The 21,809-nt window shown below is 38.5% G+C and carries 17 protein-coding genes; 1 reads left to right on the top strand and 16 read right to left on the bottom strand.

Annotation, left to right across the window (positions count from 1 at the left end; all coding sequences use genetic code 11):
- Positions 1-9: 9 nt before the first annotated feature.
- The 7 genes from J0L83_09375 to J0L83_09405 all read right to left on the bottom strand — a co-directional run bounded on the left by J0L83_09375 (position 10) and on the right by J0L83_09405 (position 9,113).
- Positions 10-1,464 (bottom strand): thioredoxin family protein, encoded by a 1,455-nt coding sequence (locus J0L83_09375; GenBank protein MBN8664773.1) that lies wholly within the window; start codon positions 1,462-1,464, stop codon positions 10-12.
- Positions 1,465-1,473: 9 nt separating this feature from the next.
- The gene (locus tag J0L83_09380) at positions 1,474-2,889 is read right to left on the bottom strand and encodes a RagB/SusD family nutrient uptake outer membrane protein (GenBank protein MBN8664774.1); all 1,416 of its coding nucleotides are present in this window, start codon (positions 2,887-2,889) and stop codon (positions 1,474-1,476) included.
- Positions 2,890-2,906: 17 nt separating this feature from the next.
- Entirely contained in the window at positions 2,907-6,326 is a 3,420-nt protein-coding gene (locus tag J0L83_09385) for a SusC/RagA family TonB-linked outer membrane protein (protein ID MBN8664775.1), read from the bottom strand.
- Positions 6,327-6,420: 94 nt separating this feature from the next.
- Complete coding sequence (locus J0L83_09390) at positions 6,421-7,626, bottom strand: FecR family protein (protein ID MBN8664776.1); 1,206 nt, start codon at positions 7,624-7,626, stop codon at positions 6,421-6,423.
- 58 nt (positions 7,627-7,684) lie between these two features.
- Entirely contained in the window at positions 7,685-8,278 is a 594-nt protein-coding gene (locus J0L83_09395) for a sigma-70 family RNA polymerase sigma factor (protein MBN8664777.1), read from the bottom strand.
- A gap of 62 nt (positions 8,279-8,340) precedes the next feature.
- Positions 8,341-8,661, bottom strand: coding sequence for a LytTR family transcriptional regulator (locus J0L83_09400; protein MBN8664778.1), 321 nt, complete (start codon positions 8,659-8,661; stop codon positions 8,341-8,343).
- Between the two features lie 275 nt (positions 8,662-8,936).
- Complete coding sequence (locus tag J0L83_09405; GenBank protein ID MBN8664779.1) at positions 8,937-9,113, bottom strand: hypothetical protein; 177 nt, start codon at positions 9,111-9,113, stop codon at positions 8,937-8,939.
- A gap of 44 nt (positions 9,114-9,157) precedes the next feature.
- On the opposite strand from J0L83_09405, the gene J0L83_09410 reads away from it, so the two are divergent.
- The gene (locus J0L83_09410) at positions 9,158-9,328 is read left to right on the top strand and encodes a hypothetical protein (GenBank protein MBN8664780.1); all 171 of its coding nucleotides are present in this window, start codon (positions 9,158-9,160) and stop codon (positions 9,326-9,328) included.
- 25 nt (positions 9,329-9,353) lie between these two features.
- Here J0L83_09410 and J0L83_09415 read toward each other — a convergent pair whose 3' ends face one another.
- The 9 genes from J0L83_09415 to J0L83_09455 all read right to left on the bottom strand — a co-directional run bounded on the left by J0L83_09415 (position 9,354) and on the right by J0L83_09455 (position 21,775).
- The gene (locus tag J0L83_09415; protein ID MBN8664781.1) at positions 9,354-9,695 is read right to left on the bottom strand and encodes a hypothetical protein; all 342 of its coding nucleotides are present in this window, start codon (positions 9,693-9,695) and stop codon (positions 9,354-9,356) included.
- A gap of 135 nt (positions 9,696-9,830) precedes the next feature.
- Entirely contained in the window at positions 9,831-10,856 is a 1,026-nt protein-coding gene (locus tag J0L83_09420; GenBank protein ID MBN8664782.1) for a hypothetical protein, read from the bottom strand.
- Positions 10,857-11,016: 160 nt separating this feature from the next.
- Complete coding sequence (locus J0L83_09425) at positions 11,017-12,324, bottom strand: MFS transporter (GenBank protein ID MBN8664783.1); 1,308 nt, start codon at positions 12,322-12,324, stop codon at positions 11,017-11,019.
- On the bottom strand, positions 12,317-12,988 hold the full coding sequence (locus J0L83_09430; GenBank protein ID MBN8664784.1) for a bifunctional 4-hydroxy-2-oxoglutarate aldolase/2-dehydro-3-deoxy-phosphogluconate aldolase: 672 nt from the start codon (positions 12,986-12,988) through the stop codon (positions 12,317-12,319). The genes J0L83_09425 and J0L83_09430 overlap by 8 nt, the downstream gene beginning before the upstream one ends.
- Positions 12,981-13,991 (bottom strand): sugar kinase, encoded by a 1,011-nt coding sequence (locus tag J0L83_09435; protein MBN8664785.1) that lies wholly within the window; start codon positions 13,989-13,991, stop codon positions 12,981-12,983. Before J0L83_09435 ends, J0L83_09430 begins: the two co-directional genes overlap by 8 nt.
- 85 nt (positions 13,992-14,076) lie before the next feature.
- Positions 14,077-15,198, bottom strand: coding sequence for a DUF4861 family protein (locus tag J0L83_09440; GenBank protein MBN8664786.1), 1,122 nt, complete (start codon positions 15,196-15,198; stop codon positions 14,077-14,079).
- A gap of 328 nt (positions 15,199-15,526) precedes the next feature.
- Entirely contained in the window at positions 15,527-17,707 is a 2,181-nt protein-coding gene (locus tag J0L83_09445) for a glycoside hydrolase family 3 C-terminal domain-containing protein (protein MBN8664787.1), read from the bottom strand.
- A 3-nt stretch (positions 17,708-17,710) separates the two neighbouring features.
- Complete coding sequence (locus J0L83_09450) at positions 17,711-18,988, bottom strand: acetylxylan esterase (protein ID MBN8664788.1); 1,278 nt, start codon at positions 18,986-18,988, stop codon at positions 17,711-17,713.
- A 12-nt stretch (positions 18,989-19,000) separates the two neighbouring features.
- Complete coding sequence (locus J0L83_09455) at positions 19,001-21,775, bottom strand: hypothetical protein (GenBank protein MBN8664789.1); 2,775 nt, start codon at positions 21,773-21,775, stop codon at positions 19,001-19,003.
- Positions 21,776-21,809: the final 34 nt, after the last annotated feature.

Here is a 21,809-nt window from a genome sequence, read left to right on the forward strand (position 1 = left end):
TGCCCAACCCTAATTTTTCTGTTTTTTTGAAGTAGATACTCTACCTGAAACTTCATCATCAAAGACAGTCCAAGTTGGTTCGCCTTTTTTCATTTTCTCCATATTTGAATTGATCCTGTTTAAAGCTTTTTCATTTCCAACCGAAAGTTTTGCTAATGTTTTTTGCAATTCAGCCAAAGCAATTGATTGCGTTTCCAGTGCATCTACACTCTTACCTAGCTTATACTGCACTCCAGCTTTAGCTTCAAATAGTGTAAAGTTTTGGCTATATGTCAAAGCCTGATTTATCAAGTCTAATGATTGTGTTAACATTTTTTTTTCATCAATCACCTGAAAAACAGAGCGCACGATCTCTCTTATTTTATAGGCATAAATCGTCAGTTGATAATTAGCCCTTGCGTTTCTGGATATCTGAAGAGCTTCTTGAGTTGAAAACTTTAGCTTTCCGGCAGCGACATCTTTATCAAATGCATCCAATGCAAGCGAATCTCTGTACTTGATTTTCTGTACATCATATGCTAAAACACTTGTAGTGTATTTTTTCAGAACATCAGTTAGCGCTTTTCTTTCCTTATTTTGTGTATAGAATTTCATCCTCGCTTCCATCCCTCTCCATTCAACGGGATATTCATCTTTCGGGTCTGGAGGGAAGGAAAGTAAATGGGCTTCTATTTTCTTTAGCAATTCAACATCATTATTCAGTATTGCACGATCTACGTCATTCTTAGCAACAGCAATTAAAAAAGCATCTATCTGAAATTTTCTTTTCATTCTTTGCTCATATAGATTTGCCACAAATGCACGCTCAGATTTTAAGTAATTATACAAAGGCCCATCTGTATTCATATAAATAAACATACCCATATCTGCTAAAAACTCCTGACGCTCTACAGACGATTTACCAACTAGTAGAAAAATTTGATCAAGGATATCTGCTGAATTTAAACGTTGCTTTTTACGCTTATTCAAATATTCAAAAAGAAACTCAACATCATTTTTCTTGCTTTGATATGCTTCTTCCCAAACTGCTAATGGCTTAGGATCTTTGTACTCATTTAATGCAATACCGGCTTCATTTATGAAACGTTCAGCTGGCATGGAACCAGAACTTTTATAGACCAAATTTCCGTTTCCATCTACAAACAAATAGGTAGGATATGCTGTAACCTTATATTTTGCTGCTAATTCAACACCCTCACCTTTCTCAGCATCAATCTTATAATTAATAAAAGAAGCATTAAACTTATCAGCAACCTCTTTTTGTGTAAAGACATTTTTAGACATTTGTTTACAAGGGCCACACCAGCTGGTATAGACGTCTACAAAGACAGGCTTTTCCAAGCGCTTTGCTTCATCAAGTATTTCTTTCCAAGAGCCACTTGAAAATTGAATATCTGTTTGTGCTGTTACAACAGCTGAGACAAATAGGAATGTTAATACAAAGCTTATAATTAGTTTCTGCATAATAATTGTTTAATAGCCTGGATTCTGAGTTAAAGCGGGGTTAGCGAGCAGCTCTCGTGGAGCCACCGGCCATAAATCATAATAAGATTTATAGTTTGCTGCTTTATATGGAACGGCTGAGAGAACCGTATTCAACCGACCAGTTCTCTTCAGATCATACCATCTGTGTCCTTCGTAGAATAATTCGCACACCCGTTCTCTTTCTATTGCTGTAAGAATAGCAGGCTGGCTTGAAGAAATGAAATTTGTTAAACCTGCACGGTTTCTAATTACGTTGATATCTGATACTGCACCCGCAAGATTACTTTGTTGTGCTCTTGCTTCAGCACGGATCAAGAAAAGTTCAGCGTATCTTTGTAAAACATAGTCTTGGGGGTTTGCTGCAGCCTGTGCAGTGGTTGCATTTAGACTATACAAATACTTGTTAGCAAATTTTTTCCCAAATAGTGTAACCACCCAATTACCCTCAACCGCTCTTTGATCACCAGACTGAAAAGTTGCGAGTAAGCTTACTGGTATTGCGCAATTGAGCGTATTTGTATTACCGGCATTAGCTGGAAGTGTATTCCAGCCAATAGCAGTCCTATTCAAAAATGATGCACTTGTAGCAGTCTCAGCCAATGATAAAATAGCCTCTCTAGACCCTCTTCTGAATACATTATTTACTCCTGTAACAATCTGATACTGACCACTATTGATCACTTCTGTTGCAGCGGTTTCCGCATCAGACCAGCTCCCTTGATATAAATATACCCGAGCTAAGAACGCCATAGCTTGAAAGCGATTATGAATAGTTCTTGAATTCGAAACATTCACGGTTGCTGGCAAATCGTTTGCAGCTTCTCTTAAGTCTTTTATGATAGCATCATATACTGTACTTACAGGTGTTCTGGTGATAGATTTATTGATATCAACACTTGTATTCATCACCAAGGGGATATCACCCCATGAAGTAACCAGCATGAAATGATTAACTGCTCTTACATACTTTGCTGCTGCGATATATTGTTTTTTCTCTGTCTCAGTAATAACTGTTAAAGGTACATTCGGTAGTGCTTCAATCAACTGGTTAGCTCTGTAAATTGGTGTATAAAACCAAGACCATGAGGGGAACCACTGATTGGTTGCAACAAGATTTGCGGTAATCATATCTCCTATTTCTGTTCCTGGGGCAGGCGATATTTCACCCTCATCAGAAAGCCAATATAAAGAGCGCATTCTTGTAGCGATGTTGGATTGATTTGCAAATGCACTATACATACCATTCATCGCTGAAAGGATTGTTGGTTTTGTCGTAAAAAGGGTTTGATCAGAAATTTGGTCATTCGGTAAAGCAACATCTAATGATTTGCTACAGGAACCCACCATTAAAGTGAGCATTATACAATAGGCTATTCTCGTAGCGTATATTGATATATTTTTCATGACAATAACTTTAATATTTAAAAAGAAACTTGTATCCCGGCTGACCAACTGCGCATCATCATACCGCCTCTTAACTGTACCAATTCAGGATCTTTATCAATGCGAGTACTGGTCCATGTAAGCAGATTCTGACCTCTTAGATATAATGCCGCCCTACTTAGTTTTGCTCTAGATAAAAAAGCTGTGGGTAGATTATAGGTAATGGAGAGATTTTTAAGTCTTATGTACATTAGGTCTGTTAGTGCAACTGAAGAAGTTGGAAATACTGAAGACATTAAATTGGTTAATGTACCTACTGTACCAGAAAAAGGTCTTGGATACTTGGTTATATCCCCAGGTTGTCTCCAGTAGTTCCCTTCCCATTCTGCTACAGGATTGGATAACTGCCCAGGATAAGTTGAACCATATAGCCAATTACTGGTGAATTGCTGTGAAAATTGAAAGAAAATATCCAGGTCAAACCCTTTGTAAGAAATAGTATTACCTAAACCACCAAATGTTCTGGGAATAGCAGAGCCTACAAAATCAATGTCGGTTGCGTTTATTATGCCATCCTTATTAAAGTCCTTGAAAACTGGCAGCCCTGTTGCAGGATCAACCCCTTCATACTTTTGCGTCCATTCTGCAGCTAAAGGATACCTAGGGCTGTTTACAGGTAAACCTATACGCAGGCGATTTGCAAAGGCAGATTTATCAAGGTCTGGGAACTCCAGCAGTTTATTTTTTAGTAACGTAATATTAAAGTTGGTTCTCCACTGCAGCGTTGCATTAGGACGCGTATTATTTGTTGTTAATTCAAACTCCCATCCTTTGTTTTCTACCACTGCGGGAATATTCGATAAAAATGAGTTGAAACCAGTTGTAGATGGTACTGGGTAATCCGCAAGCAAATCGGTTGACTTGGTACGATACCAGTTGATATTGAAAAGAATACGGTCTTTTAATATGCCCAACTCTAAAGCAGCATCAGTTTTATAACTTGATTCCCATCCAATTGAAGGATCACTCAAATAGGTTGAAGCAAGCCCGGAACCTCCATTATACCAGATATTACTGGCGGTAAAAAGATTCGTCCATCTAAAGTCTGGGATATTGTCATTACCACTTTTACCATAACTCATTCTCAGTTTACCGAAGCTAACAAAAGGAAAGAGTTGCTTAGCCCATTGCTCACTACTGAAAATCCATCCCAGACCAAAAGCACCAAAATCTCCCCACTGTTTATTAGGCCCAAATCTAGAAGAGCCATCTCTTCTAAATGTTAGGTTTAATAAGTACTTATCATTTAGCTGATAATTAACTCGACCGTAAAGAGAAGAAAATTTATACTCGTTAAAAACAGAGCTTCTACTGGAAACATTAGTAGATGCCGACCAGCTTCTCAATAAAAGATCAGATGTAAATCCGTCAAAATTAATCTGGTAAGTTTCACTACTTCTACTAAATGAAGTGGCACCCATTAAAACATCCAGCTTTCCGCTGAAAAGCTTACTGGTATAATTCAACTGCGGTTCAATATTCAAGGATTGAAAAAAAGCATCAACAAAGCTCGCATTAGGAATTAATACCCCGGGATTAATTGGGTTCAATGCTGTAGATGGTACACCACTTTCTCTTGTATTAACTTGGTAGTTAAAGCCGATTTGTGTTTTAAAGGTTAATCCTTTATATATCCTATAATTTAAATCTAGGTTATTTACATAACTTTTTGTAATTGAGCTCTGAGTTGCATTTTCAGGAGCATCTGGGTTTAACAATAAACCATTTTGTGATATACTACTAGATGGAAACCAAGGTGTACCATCAGGATTTCTCAAGGGCATATTCGGCGGCAATGATTGTGTTAAACCACCAAGGACTTGAATAGCCCCCCTTGAAGGATAAAGTTTATCCAAAACATAGTTTGTATTAAAGTTGATTCTCAGTCTATCATTCACAGACACGTGAGCTATATTCAAACTTCCTGAAATTCTCTCCTGATAAGGATTTCCTCTCGTAATATCATTTTGCTTAAGATAGCCGGCACTTGCATAAAAGTTCAGCTTTTTGTTCCCACCAGAGAAATTTGTTTGAACATTTAATACTGGAGCTCTGTTACCAAACTCATACACAGCCCAATCTTGTGTTGCATTATTCTGATCCCATGTAACAAGATCTGGAGCAGAAGAGGCCGTTGGAGTAATTGGATTAATTGCTACACCGGTAGTTGGATTGTAGTTACCTAAATTAAATGCATCATTCCTGAGCTTTAAATATGCAGGCAGACCCATTCTTTTAGGAAGATTAATAACTTGGTTGATACCAGTACTCACATCTACTGTTACCTTAGATGCTCCTAACTTTGCTTTCTTTGAAGTGATGATAACAACACCATTAGCACCTCTTGAACCGTAAATAGAAGTGGCATCAGCATCTTTCAAAATCTCTATGCTCTCAATATCAGCAGGATTAATCGCATTCAAAGTTGATGCACCCCAAGGCATATAACCACCCGAACCTGATCTGTTCGCAGCTGGCAATATTGCTCCATCCAGTATAAACAAAGGCTGATTACCAGACTGTATAGTGTTCACACCACGAATCTGCATTTCGATATTACTACCTAATGCGCCCGATGTTTGTGTAATAGCAACACCTGCCACACGGCCTTGTAAAGCTTGAATAGGATTATATACAGGCTGTTTTTCAATTACCTCAGCTTTAACCGATGTAACTGCACCAGTTTTAAATCTTTTGGTTGTTTGTCCATAAGCAATCAATTGAACTTCATCCAAGGGAGAAAATCTTGATTTAACTGTAATCTGCTGAATCAAACTTTTACTATTGATTTTAAACTCAGTCGTTTCTATATTCACAGCAGAAATAACTAATATGGCTTCAGGATCAACATCAGTCAATTCAAAAACACCATTTTGATTCGTTGCAACACCTTTAGTAGTTCCCTTAATTAATACGGAAGCACCGACTACAGGCTCTTTATTCTCATTCAAAACAAGCCCCGAAACTTTAATTCCTTGACTAAGTTCTTTATTACTGACTAACTGAACTTCATCCTTGGGCTTTGTATCAGCAAGAGGCTTAATCACGATTGTACGATCGATAACTGAAAAAGAAAGCGGTTTTGATGCCAATAGTTTTTCCATTGCCTCATTCAAAGAAACGTTCCTTAGATCTAAGGTGACTTTTCCTGCATTTTCTAAAGAACCAACATTATACAAAACATCATAACCTGCTTGCTTGGCAATCTGCCGTAAAACTTTTTGAAGTGGTGCATTTTTCTCATTAATGCTAACCTGTGCAAATCCAGATGCGTTAGATTGTAGCACTACAAAAAGTAGACAGGAGACTAATAGTTTCATTCTTAGTAGTTTTTCTCTTGCAAGTTTGATCAACATTCCGTTGAGGCTTTGTTGAGCAGCGGAAAAAAAGATTTCCATAACTTTGGTTGTTTTGGTTGATGAATACAAGTCTTGCCGACTATTTTTATCTCCAGAATTTCGCCGGAAGTGTTGCCGCACTTCCGGTTTCTGTTTATTTCTTTTTACTTCCAGAACGCACAATCACCCGCTTATCCTCAATACTACAATGCACCGTACCTGTTAACTCGATCATTTCCAATACTTTGGATGCTGGTACGTTACGTGAAATGCTCCCCCCAATCTTACTATGCACTTCGCCTTCATACACCACTTCTATATCATACCATCTTGCCACCTGACGCATCACATCCTGTATATCCATTTCACTTCCAAAATCAAACTTGCCATTTATCCAAGCCAATACGGCATCCATATCTACCTGCTTGTTAATGCTTATATCATTCGATAATTCAGCCTGCTCCCCCACATCAAGCTTTTGGTATTGCGCAACACCTTGTTTCCTTACTTGTACTTTACCTTCCGCTAAGGTTGTTTTAATAACAGCTTCTTCTTTATATGCATTAACATTGAACTTGGTACCTGTTACTAAAATTTCTGCCCTTTCATCTACCTGAACATAGAATGGCTTACCAGACTTGGCTACATCAAAATAAACCTCACCTGTTATTGTTACCCGTCTTTCAGAATTACTAAAAACAACCGGAAATTTTATTGAAGAGGACGCATTTAGCCATACCTGTGTACCATCTGACAACAATATTTTATACTGCCCGCCTCGGGGCGTAGCGACTGTATTATACAGTTGAGCAGAAATAGTCGATTGCTGATCTTGTTCATAAGCAAGCATTCCATTATCTCCTTGTACAATATGCAATGAGCCTTGTTTCGCAAGCGTATCGGATTTTGTATCATCTAATAAAACTACAGTTCCGTCTGCTAGTGTCAGTACAGCTTTGTCGCCTCCGGGTGCTACGTCAGCTTTTGAAACCTTTGCAGTTGCTGACTTGGGAACTGATTCCTGATGACGATACATCAATGAAAAACCTATCACAAAAATCAAGACAGCCGCCACGGCTGAGAGATAAATTATTAAGCGCTTTGATATCACGGGTTCTTGCTGACGAGACTTTACAAAACCCAATCTCACATGTATATGCTGTAGCATCGCTTCAGCCAATACATGTTCTTCTTCCGTCAAAGGTGTAGCGAGCTGTTGTTGAAATGATTCATACAAAATAATCCTTAAACTATCGGCCTCATCCGTTTGAAGAAAAGCCAACAGCCATTCTTTCTCCCCATCCGTCCATTCCTGCTCATTAATTAGCTGCAATAATTGTAGCCTAAGGCCTTGATCCATAAAAGCACTTTATGGATAAATACAATCGAATTCAAGGAAAGGGGGGATGTATGGCCCACTAACTATGCTGTAAGAGTACAATTAGGGTAATGGCTGCCAGTTTATCGGCATCCTGCTGTGCATGATTTTTAATCTGCAAAATGGCCGCTGCAAGATATTCTTTCACGGTATGCTTCGAAATACCCATTTCCTGTGCTGCCTGCTCATAAGTATAGCCTTGCAGCTTACATAATTCAAATACACGTTTGCGCTGGGGAGAAAGTAGGCTTATTGCTTTCTCCAGAATACTCAATTGTATATCGGTTAAATCATCCTGTGTATCATCTTCTGCTAACTCTTTAGCTGCCTCTTGCAGCAGTACTGCTTCCCGACTCTTCTTCTTCAGTGCGTTAATAGCCCGGTTATAACTGGAAATAAACAACCACCCCCCAATGGATCGCTCTTGATCTAAGCTGGCTCTTTTTTGCCATAAAGTGCTAAACACTTCCTGTACAATATCCTCTGCAACACCCGAATCCTTGGTTAACTTCAATACGTTCATATAAACAGCTTTCTGATACAACCAGAATAGTTGGTCAAAAGCGGCCATATCATCTTTGATAAGACGCGCTACCAAGTCCATTTCAGCTATCGTATCCAGCTTTTCAGTCATGACACATTGAAAATCAATGCACCTAAGATAATGAAAAGGATTGTAGCGCTATATAATGCTTCTTAGATGATTAGTATTTTGTTCTCAAAGTCTGATCTGAAGTTTGCTCCAATTGGCAGATTTACTGCACCAACTTGTAAAGAATAACGATCAAAAGATTTGACTTGTGTAATGTTAACTAGATATGACTTATGGATACGCACAAACTGTGCAACCCCGAATAAGTCTTGTAATTCCTTAATCGTTATATGAACTGCATATGTTTGCCCTAAGGTTACAATCTTGCAATAATTACGGGCACCCTCTATAAAAAGTATATCCTGAATTGCAATTCGCAGATATTTATTGTGCCACTTTATAAAGAAAAAGCCATTACTCGTCATCTGCTTTTTTGAATAAATACAGCACGATGGTTAAAATGGGGGGATTCCGGTTTGACCATTTAATGAGAGAAGGATATTCTATAACACTTATGGTGTCATTGTTATAGGTTCTTATATACTAATTTTTATACCGCTTAAGCGTCTTAGACTTCTGCAAAACTTCGGATAATTTGTAAAAGGTTCGACCACCCATTTGATGTTTTTCTATTAGCCCTTGGTCAGCCCATTTAGTTAGGGTAGTTTTAGAAAGCTTAGGTTCAAATCGCTCACATACTTTAGCTGGCGAAAGTAACTTCTCCGGCTCTTTCTCCAAAGCAGCTCTTACCTCCTCTTGAATGATAGGACGCAAAGCCTGTACCAATAGAGCAGTGAACTCCTCTACTGTAAAGCCAGATAGTATGACTTGTGGGTTCTTCACTTCTGAAATCTTTTCCTCTCTCTATACTCTTCATATTTTTTGTAGGCCAATACAGCTACTAATCCAAAAATCCCACCAATGATTAAGTTTCTAAAAGTCTTTGAATATGACTTACTACCACTCGACGGTGGCATTGGCGGAATATTTGGCATTGTCTGTTGTACAATAGGTGTTATCTGTACGGGTGTTGGTGCAGGGGGCGGCGGCGGCAGAGGCATCTTAGGTGCTGACTTCAATGCATGTAAGTAATCTGCTCTTGATGACAGGACTGTTTTCAAAATTTCCATGTAACAATTTTTTCGTTATCAAAAAGTGTGTACCCGTAGTTGATTAAAATTTTAACAGGTATGCCGTCAATCGCCTTTATTTCAGAATAGACTGCCCAGTTAAAGTTTGAATCCAACAATACTTGCGCGGAAAAAGGGGTATTCCCATATTTATTAAAGGCATTCTTCAAGAGAACCTCATTTTCAAGAAGCGCAATTTTATTCCGATTAAACTCAGCACGATTGCGCTCACGTTCTAGCTTGGCTGCATACGCGCAGTCATCACTACAATAAGATGTTGACTTTCTGAATGGGGGGATTTGCAACCCGCATTGGAAACATGTATACATACGCTCTATTTATAGAGCAAAGCTAGCTGACACATGCACTGAAACCTAATACAGAAGAGGGTTTTATGAATGTTTGCGTACGCCTTAATACGAAGGCGTACGCGTTGTTGTTTTAAAAAATAATATTGACAAAATCTACAACATAATTCGGGAAGGCCTAAACTTCTTATACCTTTCAATTGAATAATAAGGCTTAATATTCTTAACTGCATAATCAAAATCCTTCTCTGTTAGCATAGCATCTGCATACTGTTCAATGTAACAGGCAAAGAAAAAGTAGAGGGCCGATTTAAGATTCCTTTTCCCACCATTTTCTTTGAAGAAAAAATATATACCAGCATCCAAGAACCTCTTAGGAACTTGAGGTGTGTTTCTTAAGGAAATTTTATTTGAAAGCGGCACAGTCGGAATTCTAAGGCCATGTTCAAAAATCACATCAAATTCATCTTTAGTTAAGAGAGTATCGCCGATAGCAGATTTCATTTTATATAGAAAAGAGAAATATTCTTTTACCTCATCATCATTCCAAATACTCGGGATCACATAACCTGGCTTACATAATCTTTTGGATTTCCATTCATCTTTTTGCTTTACACTATGATCGCTCGCATTTTCAAATAGAAGATCATCAACTGATTTAACTTCATCAGAAATAAATGAATTGAGCCCATCGTTTACTTCAGGCAGTTGCCAGCAATTGTCGGCAGTTGCCGGCAAATTCTTCAAGAAATTATCAAACTCATCTTTGTTTCCATAGAAATTATCATAGAGCTGAAAATCAAAGAATTTTGCTAAGTGCGTCTTGTTTGAGTCTTGTATCTCCTCAAGCTTTAGTTGAAAAAACAACCCAAAAACTTCATCACCTACCTCCTCCCTTCTGATGTAGTGAGTTTCATTCAAATCATAGAAATCACCCTGATACTCAAAAAAGTCTGGGACAGTTTTTTCAACTTCCTTGACACTCTCTTGAAGATATCTTTGATAATAATCGTCATCGGCTTGTGCTAGAGTTAAAAATGGCTTATGCGGAATTTCCAAATAAGAGCTGATGGCATATTCATACATATGCTTGGCAGTTGCCGGCATTTGCCTCCCTGATAGAACCTGATCGTTAAAGTAGGCAATGATTGAGGATAGTTCAATATGAAGGTCTACGAACATATAGCTCAATTTATATATAAGTTGTTACTAAAAAAAGCCTCCAAAGCATGGAGGTTTTTTTGTCATCTTAGGAAAATACTTATTTTCTAAGATGACACATAGCAGTATGTTTACAATTTTCAAAACTCTTAGGCGATGCTCATATCCTCTATACCAACTCCTATTTATCCTCTATGATTTGCATTTTAGGAACAAGTAAATGCAATATCATCCAGGCTGTTATGTACGCTAACCCACATACAGCAAACATCACATAGTAGGCAGTCTCAATCTGATTGATAGAACGATAATGCACAAAAAGGGTTTTTTGTACAAAAAGAGACAGAAAAATTCCACCAAAAGCACCAAACATGCCACCAATGCCTGTTACAGAACCTACCGCTCTCTTAGGAAACATATCGCTTACAGTGGTGAAGATATTTGCACTCCATGCCTGATGAGCAGCAGCCGCAACTGCAATAATCAATACAGCCAACCACATATTGATACTTCCCAGCAATTGTGCACTGATTATCGGGATTACCAGAATAGCGTATAATAACATAGAGGATTTTCTTGCTTTAAAAACCGGCCAGTTACTTTTAATCAGGAAAAGTGGTAACCATCCGCCGCCAATACTACCTACTGTTGAAATAGTATATACCAAAGCAACAGGCAATACAATGGCTGTTCCTTTTAACGCATACTCGCTCTCCAAAAAATCAGGCAGCCAGAAAAGATAAAACCACCAGATAGGATCAGTGAGCAACTTACCTAATGCAAAAGCCCAGGTTTGTTTATACCCAAGTAATCTTAGCCAGGTGAAAGCTTTTTTATTCGCAATCTGATCTCTCGTTTCGGCTACCGTATCACTTTCTATATAAGCCAGTTCTTCTTTCGATAGTGAGGGGTGTTGCTTTGGCGCCTGGTAAAACTTATTCCAGAAGAAAAGCCAAATAAAACCAAGACATCCTGTAATAATGAATGCCCATTGCCAACCCATATAGACTGCGATAAACGGAACCGTAAGTGGTGCTACAATAGCACCAATATTGGCACCTGAGTTAAAAATACCGGTGGCCAATGCACGCTCTTTTTTGGGAAACCACTCTGCCACTGCTTTGATGGCTGCAGGAAAATTTCCCGCTTCCGTTAAACCAAGTGCAGCCCTTGCAGCAGCAAAACCAAGAACATTTGCCGCTGCGGCATGTGCAACTGCTGCTGCACTCCATAATCCAGTTGCCCAAGCATAACCCGACTTTGTTCCAACTTTATCAATTATTCTACCGGCAAATAATAAACCAAGCGCATAGGCGACTTTAAAAGAAATTTCAATATTCGCATAATCAGCATCATCCCAGTGCATTTCAGCACTGAGGGTGGATTTAAGCAAACTAATTACTGCCCTATCAAGATAATTGATTGTAGTAGCAAAAAATACAAGACCACATATGGTCCAACGATACCTACCGATAACCTTCTTATCCATGTGGCTGATTTTTATAATCCTGAATAATATGGACGACTTGCCTAGTGGCGTTGCGCAATGCAATTAAAGCTTGTTCATGCTGTAACTGATCAGGCTTAATCAGTTTACTGCCCATGCCCAATACGGCAGCGCCTGCAGAAAGCCATTGTAGAATATTTTCCTGCTCGGGCAAAACACCTCCGGTCACAATGAATATAGTATCCTTGAATAAAGGCTTTACTGCTTTCACAAAAGCTGTTCCCAATACTTCACCGGGGAATAATTTCACCAAATGACAACCATAAGCTAACGCCCGATGAATCTCGGTTGGCGTCATACATCCCGGAATCCATAGTTTCTTTTGCATATAGGCATAGTCTGCAACTGATGCATCAAAGAAAGGGCTCACCAGAAAATCTGCTCCTGCATCCAAAAAAGCGGCTGCTTGCTCTGCATCATGTATGGTACCTACGCCAAGATAAAGGTCCGGTAACTGATATTTCAATTCCACCAATGCAGAAAAATTATGCAGTGCAGCTGTACCCCGATTAGTAAACTCTACATAACGGATACCAGCTTGGTATAAGGTAAGTAAAATATTCCTGCAAAGCTGCGTATCATCAGCATAAAAAAGTGGTAGCACACCTGCCTGAGACAATCCCTTTGCCAGAGCATCGCTATTCATGATTATACATTTTGGCTTCTATTGATTCCACAGTTTGTTTGGTGTGGTCACCCAATTCCTGCAATTTACCTATGGCTGCAGCAGAAGCGAAGTTGACCATATAAGAAGCTGGTTTATCTAATTGCATACAACGAATCAGTGAAGCCATAAAGCAATCTCCACTGCCCACTTTGTCTATTACGCTTTCTGATGTGTAGTTAGCAGAAACTGTTGTGCCTGCTTGGGAGTGCAAGCTGGCAAAATAGTTTACACCCGAATCATTGGTAAAACGAAATGTGTTTGCTACCAACTGTACATTAGGAAACAACTCCTGTATCTGTGCTGCACTATGCGTTGCACCGGCAACAAAAGCTTCTTTTGTACCGGCTTCTAGCAAGCTTTCATTTAGGGGTATTCCCAATAAAGCAGCCGAACTCCAGATATTCCCCATGACAACATCACAATAGGGAAGAATTTGACGCATTACAGATTCGGGCTGCGGGCCGTATTTCCATAAAAGGGATCTGTAATTAAGGTCTACCGAAACAGTAAGGCCAAATTGCTTGGCTTGTTGTACTGCTTCTAAACACACTGCCGCTGAGGTAGCATTCAAAGCTGGCGAAATGGCGCTAAAATGAAACCAACTGGAATTCTTGAGCAATGCCGGCCAGTTGAACATACCTGGTCTCAGTTCCGAAAATGCAGAGCCTGCCCTATCATAAATAACACCAGTATGCTTCAAATCTGCACCCTGTGGCAGATAATACGCACCAATTCGATTGCCCTGCAGTAAAACACTACTGCTATCAATTCCGGATGACTGTAAATGTTGTAAGATTTCTTTTGACAGATAGTTATCCGGAATAGCAGTAAGATACTGCACCGGCAATCCCCATCGCGCCAAAGCATGTGCGACATTTAATTCTGCGCCACCTATATAGGTGTGCATGGATTGTGTATGAATCCAGTCGCCACCTAATTGAGGCGAATAGCGAATCAATAATTCTCCAAATGTGCAAGTCATAATTTTAAACAAGAGCTTTATAAAATCAATCACTACAAAAAATCAATCTAAGCTTAGTATTTACTTTATATAAGCATTAGATCAATTAATTCCTACGATACCAAACTTGAATCGCACCTGTACTTGTTGAAGCTATATTGTCTATGTAACCAATCCACTCTTCAAATTTTTCTATATCCTTTGCTTTATTCCATGCAGCACCTATAAAATATTCTATATAATTCGATTTAGGCTTTACGATAAAAAGGTGATGTTTAATGTCAGAAAAATACTGTGCATTTCTGTTAAGCAGAATAGCCGTACCAGTAGTACCATTTACGGGATCTTCAGGCTCCCAATAAGTTAATAAACCCCTAGCCTCATCAACATGTACTTGACCTGGCAATTTTCTTCTGGTTAGACCAATACAAAATAGACTGTCAAATTCACCAACCACATCGAAACTAAAGTTCACTTTAGATAATTGGCTTGAAGCATCAATAGTAATCCGCTTTTTACACGTTATCAAAGACTTACCTACAGAGAAAGGCAAGTACTCGAGATCAAAAACTGTTCTTAAAGGACCATTGGCAATAATAACTGATCTATAAAAGTTTGGGGAATAAACTATTTTCTCATTTACAACAGGAGCAATATTGCCAGCTCCTAATGTATACCCAACGCTATAGTAATCGAGTCCCTCACCATGATCCTTATGATAATCTGCATTCTTATACCATTTATCAATCACCATTTTCTCTGTCTTCTTTACCCAAACATCAAAGCCATAGGCATTTTCCTTTGTAGCTTCAAGGGCTTTACCATATGCCCTGAAAGCAATTCGATTATTTTCCCAAGCAAAGTCATCGAATCTTTCTGGAACAAACCTTCCATAAGTTAAAGGGGGTAAGACGGCTCTTTTAGCTTTCTTAAATTCAATCTCAACATCTGAATGGGCTGGTAAAGAAAGCATAACCAAACACTCGATTATCTTCCCTGAATCAACAAACCATTGTATAGGTAGTTCTTTCTTGTCCCGTTTATTAATAACTATTAGGCTTGTAGTATCCGCTGCCCGAAAACCTAAGCTATCCCAACTAAGGGATACCAACCTGTTCACTATTGAGTATGCAGATAAGTTTCTAACTTGAATACTGGATACGGTTTTTTGTCCAACAGCATAAACAGAAATACACAATAAGAGAGCAATAATTGTTTGTCGCAGCATAATAATAAACTTTATAGTAAAGCAAATCCCTTAAAACAACTAAATCCAATAAGACTAAATGATGTCACCCAATAAGCCATTCCTAATACTACCATGATACTTCTTGAGCAGTATTCAGATACACGATAAAGAAAACCTTCACTTTCCACATTATTAACATCTTTTCTCTTCACTACTAAATCAACAAAGGATCCAAGTATTGGAAGAGCCCACTTATTTTGAATAGTACTATAACTAATTATATCAGCTTGTTTAACCTTCACGATAAGATAGATACGAAGTAGGTTGACCGTATAACATAAAAAAAATACTATGGTGAATACGGTAGTCATAATTTAGTAATACTAATAATTTGAGGCTGACTTGAACCCAGTTTCTCAGCACGCAGTATTGGCAAACATCCTCCAATAATTAAATTTGCCTGACCTGGTTTTATAACCCGACTACCATCTTCCTCAAAAGTTGAAAGCTCTATATAAGGTAATTTGAAATATACAATACGTGACTCACCGGGTCTTAGGTTTTGCTTTTGTATGCCTTTTAAAATATAGTTAGGTGCACCATCATATAAATGCTGTATGTATAATTGAACTGTCTCCGTACCAGCAACTTTTCCAACATTACTCAACTTACATGATACATAGACAGAATCTCCATTACTAAATGCATTTTTGCTTACACGTATATCGCTGTATGAAAACTTGCTGAATGATAATCCAAACCCGAATGGGTACATTGGCTCTGTTTTCATAAACTTATAAGTTCTGCCTTGCATGCTATAATCTTCAAATGGAGGTAACTGATCCAAAGACATTGGAAATGTTACTGGCAATCTGCCAGATGGATTCGACTTTCCAAAAATGACATCAGCAATAGCATTGCCGCCTTGTTCTCCAGGATACCAGCACAATAAGAGTGCATCAGCCAATTCATGGATTACAGATAGATTCATCGGGCTACCACCTGCAATAACTACAATCACAGGCTTATGGAAATTATTTTTAATTCGCTTCAGATAATCAATCTGGTGTTGAGGAATATCATATTGCAACCTATCTCCCATTGTCCCTGAAGCAATAGCCTCTCCTTCTTCACCTTCAAGTAAACCATTAATACCTAGTACACAAATGACTGCATCAGCCTCTTTGGCTTCATTTGATGCCCAGTCAATTGGATTCACATTAGGCTTATCTAATAAGACACCAGTTCGATATTGCACCTGTGAAGTAGCTGCTACAGCATTTGTAATACCCTCTAAAACAGTAATAAATTTTTTGCTTACACCATGATAATTTCCAATTAACATTTCGATGTTCGCTGCCAATGGTCCTGTGACAAAATACCTACTTAAATCATTTCGCAATGGAAGTACAGTATTTTTTAGCATAACAATAGATGCCTGCGCAGCTCTTCTTGACAAAACACTATGTTCAGTATAGTTCACTTGAGCATGTGATAAACTGGCATAGGGATGCGATTTCTGGTTAAACAGCATACCCAGTTTATGCTTTGTCTCTAGGAGCTTAAATAAAGCGGCATCCACTTCTTTCTCGCTTACCATTCCTTCTTTTACAGCATCAATTAAAGAGGGAAAAGTTGAACCACAGTTAAGGTTTACTCCTGCACGTAATGCCAATACTGCAGCTTCTTTCGAGTTTTTGACAACAGAATGCCCTTTATAAAAATCGACTAAGGCCCAACAATCAGAAACAATATGCCCCTTAAATCCCCATTCTTTTTTTAATATCTCTTGAAGGAGAAAATTATTTCCGCAACAAGGCATACCATTTACTGCGTTATAGGCACACATAACCGCCTCTACATTATTCTGTACCAGTGATTTAAATGCGGGCAAATATGTTTCTCGTAAGTCGCGCAATGAAACAACCGCATTAAATTCGTGTCGTGTTTTCTCCGGTCCGCTGTGTACAGCAAAATGTTTTGCACAAGCAGCTGTTTTTAGGAAATAAGGATGATCTCCTTGCAAACCCTTAACAAAAGCAACCCCCATAGACCCAGTTAGAAATGGGTCCTCTCCATAAGTTTCCTGTCCTCTTCCCCATCGTGGATCTCTAAAAATATTGATATTGGGAGTCCAAAAAGTAATACCACTATATTGCTGACGCTTATCTTTTGCTATAGAACTATTGAATAAAGCTCTAGCCTCTGTAGATATCGCATCTGCAACTTTATGAACCAAATTTGTATCAAAGGTTGCAGCAAGTCCAATTGCCTGAGGAAAAATAGTAGAAGGAGCTGATCTGCCTACACCATGTAATGCTTCATTCCACCAGTTATACTGGGGCACTTGCAATCTGGGTATAGCTGGAGCATTATACATTAACTGCATAACCTTTTCTTCTAAGGTCATTTTAGCAATCAAAGTATTAATAGTTTTTTCGCGCTGCTGCAATAACTCAGTAGAAGAAATTTGGCCTGATTGACCAAAGCAGGTTGATACAGCCAACAGAAACAAGCAGATGATATAATAGAAAATATTCCTCATCATAAATTATTTTAAATGATGAATCAGCCAGAGATTCAGTCCTGCCTTTTGTTCTGGATAAAACCAATGGCCCGTTTCTACATATAAAGCCAATTCTTTTGGGGCCTTAATAGAATTGAAAGCTGCATACATGGAAGAAGGTGGACATGTTTCATCATTAAAGCCCCAAGTGTATAATCCAGGTACATTTAAGCGTTTGGCGAAATTTACCACATCATAATATGCGAGAGATTGTTGTAAAACTTTGGCATCGTATTTTGAAAGATTGGATTCCTGAAAAAAGTGGGGCCAACCACCGGCTCTACCACTTAAATAGGCAGGCAGATCACATAATGCAGGATGAATCGCTGCCAATACTTTTACTCGCTTATCCAGAGCAGCGGTCACTATACTCAATGCACCGCCCTGACTATTACCTGTTACTGCAATCTTTGCAGTATCTACTTCAGGCATCATACTTAAGAAATCAATTGACCGAATACAGCCTAAGTAAACACGCTTATAATAATACCTATCTCTGTGCTCTGGATTAAACAAAAAATAACCTTTTAGTGCACCGGCTTCAAGAGAGCTATATACCTGAGGTTCCATATTTACAGGTATTCCATGAATACCAATACTCAAAACAACAAACCCTTTTTCTGCCATTTCAAGATCAGGTCCATAGGGTCTGATACCAGCACCAGGCAGATTAACAATAGCAGGATACTTACCCGGAGATTTAGGCGAACACAAAGTTCCATACAACCTGCTACCACCAACGTTTTGAATATTTACATAACTAACCTGAACCTTATCCGTAGACTTGTCATAAGCGGGAATCACTTTAACATCAAGAGGAGTTTTAGCTAAATCCGACATTGCATTTTTCCAGAATAAATCAAAGTCTTCAGGGTTAGTAACAACCGGCTGAATCTTTTCTGCATCAATGGCAGCGGTTGCCACCCCTCTATATAGCTTACCATCTATTGTAACACTAGCAATACAGCGTAAAAAACCAGGCACCTGCATTTCACTGTTAACCAAAATGGCATCAGCTTGTATTGTTTCTTCTTTCTGTAAAAATGGGGTTATACGCTCTGGACCAACCTGATAATTTATCTTAATATTTTTAAGCGGATGGCCATTCTTCAGGACCTGAATTTTGAAAAAAACTTTTTCGCTAACCTGATAGACTGCATCAGGTTTATCTGTTTTAATATCTACTCTAATTAAGCTTTGAGCAGGTTGTGCATGTAAACATGTAAACAAAACTGCAGCTATAATGGCTAAACAATATTTCATTGTATTAACTAATTATTTACTAATTGATAAATTATAGCCTTCCATAAGAATATGCGGAACATAATTAAATACACCTGTTAGATCTATCTTTCTTGACTCCCCTGGCATTAAGTGTATATAGCCATCTGAAAATAATGCTGGCAAAATATCTTCACCTCCTTTATCTTTTGCAAAAAACCTGACTCCAATAGCTGGATTTTTGCCCGTATTGGTGACTATAAATCGATACCCATCTTTATGCTTCTCTAAGGAACTTATTACTACCGAAGCTTCAATGAGCGTATTGAAATCTCTGAAATTAAGCTTTGTCCCACTGTTCCAATAATCATTATGGCTGACAATGACATTCTTATGTGAAAGCTGTAAACGAAGTAGCCAAGGCTGATCTACCATCATAATTGGCTTTATCACATTCTCTGAAAGATGCAGAGCACTATTGGCTAAAATTTTTATTGGCAGTGTCGTATCTGAAAGTCTTATACCATTCAGGTCAAATTGCTGTATACGCGCTTCCACTTCTATATGTTTGCTACTATTATTAACAGCAACAATCTTTTTGTCGTGCATATTTTGCTGTATGTGCAATGGCTCTATTGCTTTTTTAGCGCCATAAAAAGATCCAAAGGTTTCATAATCCCATGAATAGGTTTGCCATATCATACTCGGCCATGCCGGGTGAGTCATCCATAGTAATACACCACTTGCATTCTTCCACAACTTATTATTCCAAGCTTCAAAAATGGCTCTGTGACTCTCATAATTAATCAACTGCACTTTTCGGGAAAAATCAGCAAGATTCTTAGGCTTCCCGTACAAACTATCTACTGCATTTAAATAACCTTCTAAATTCTGATTATTACTATGCAGATCATGATAGTGCCAAGCATCATTTATTGGCCACCAATCTTCCTTCTTAAGAAACTTCTGGATTGTTTTCTCAAGTGGAACAGAGAACGTACCAATTTCAGTACTAAATCCATCGGCATACTTTGTGAAATACTCACGTGGATCTTCTACATAATGCCATCCTCCACTCTGTCTTAAATTGATTTCTCTTGAATTTCCAATATAATGTCTTGTTCCATCTTCGTGAGTCAACATATCTGCAAGCTCATCTTCAATACCACTTGGTGCATACCCCTCATTTCTGGGGCACCATATGGCAATACTAGGATGATTTCTAAAGCGCTTAATAACCTGTTCAGCATTCTTTAACCATAAGGCCTGATCGCTTGGATTAAGATTGTATCCTTCAGTGGAAATCCAGAAATCATTCCAAACCAACATGCCATATTCATCCGCGAGTTCATAGAACACTTTCTCAGTAGATTCTCCAGTCCAATTTCGGATCATATTAAAATTTGCATGTTTATGCAGCTTGAATGCAGGCTCAAGAGATGCTCTACTTATTTTTTTCATTGCATCATCCATTCCCCAGTTTCCACCTTTACAGAAAATTCTTTCTCCATTCACCTTGATAACCAAATATGGATGAAACTCGGGAAGTATCTTCAAGCGAGAAGTATCAATACCCGACCTGATAGTTGGAATAAATATCTTATTTCCGACATCTAATCTTTGAACATTATCCAATAATGGAATAGTACTCTTTATATCTGTGGGGCTGTACTCAAATCGCTTTTGAATATGATCGGGAAACTGTGCAGCCAACTCATAACTTAATTCACGCACGCCAAACCGAATGACATCTTTATCAGACAAGACACCATTAATAAACACTTGTGTCTGGAGCGTATACAAATGTTGATTTCCATAACCATTTGGCCACCAAAGTTTAGGCTGCTGAAAGACAAGCTGAGGAAATGATTGCGGATGAAATGCGATTTTTTGAATCTCGCCAGGCTTTAACTCAGCTTTTTGAATAACAGTAACTGAGTCAATACGCGCCACAAACTCAACAATCTGTAATTTATTGGAGTGATTTTGAATTTCTGCTTCTACATGAACAAACGCTTTTGTTGTATCAGGCAAAGGCAAATCAGTAACAACTCTATGGTTTTGTACAGATACCACGCCTTGCATTTCGAGGTATACAGGTTGCCATATACCAATATTTCTATCTCTTATGCCCGGTACCCAATCCCATCCTTCGCTCGATATAAATGTTGGTCCATCCAGACAAAGTTGTCCTCCATTTGGCCCCATACCGGATTTGTAAGACTGTTCATGTGGAATACCAGGATTATGCGGCGGCTGTATCTTAATATATAAATGATTGACCTTTCCTTTTGTAACTAAGTGGGTAATATCAAACCTGCCTTCTACAAATGCCCCTGTCAACCCTCCTAAACAATGCCCATTAAGCCACACTTCTGCTTTGTAGTTAACTCCTTCCAGATTTAACCACATTTTTTTGTCAACGGGAAATGATTTTATTTCAAATGACACATAATACCACCAGCTTTTTCTTGCTAATGACTCAGGAATACTAATATTGTTCAGCCCTATATAAGGATCCGGATATTTTCCTTGTTGGACCAGACTGGTTAATACAGTTCCTGGAACTGTAGCATTGTTCCACTGCTTATATTGACGTACTGGCTCTGACAATGCTGTTTTCTGTTGTAAAAAAATACTGTCCTCTGCGAGTAGCCATCCACGTTTTAGTTCAAACTTCTGCTGCTCAAAATTTACCTGTTGTACTTGGGGTGGGGCTGTAGCCTTGCTTATGGGACGATCAATCATTCCCTTCGATACAGGCATTACTGAGTCGGCCTGCTTTTTTGTAAGCCCAAAATTCAATCTCGACTGAGCATCAGCTGCCATAAGAAAATGTAGTAGTAAACATGTGTATATATAC

This window comes from Chitinophagales bacterium (genome assembly GCA_017303835.1).
Taxonomy (GTDB): domain Bacteria; phylum Bacteroidota; class Bacteroidia; order Chitinophagales; family Chitinophagaceae; genus JAFLBI01.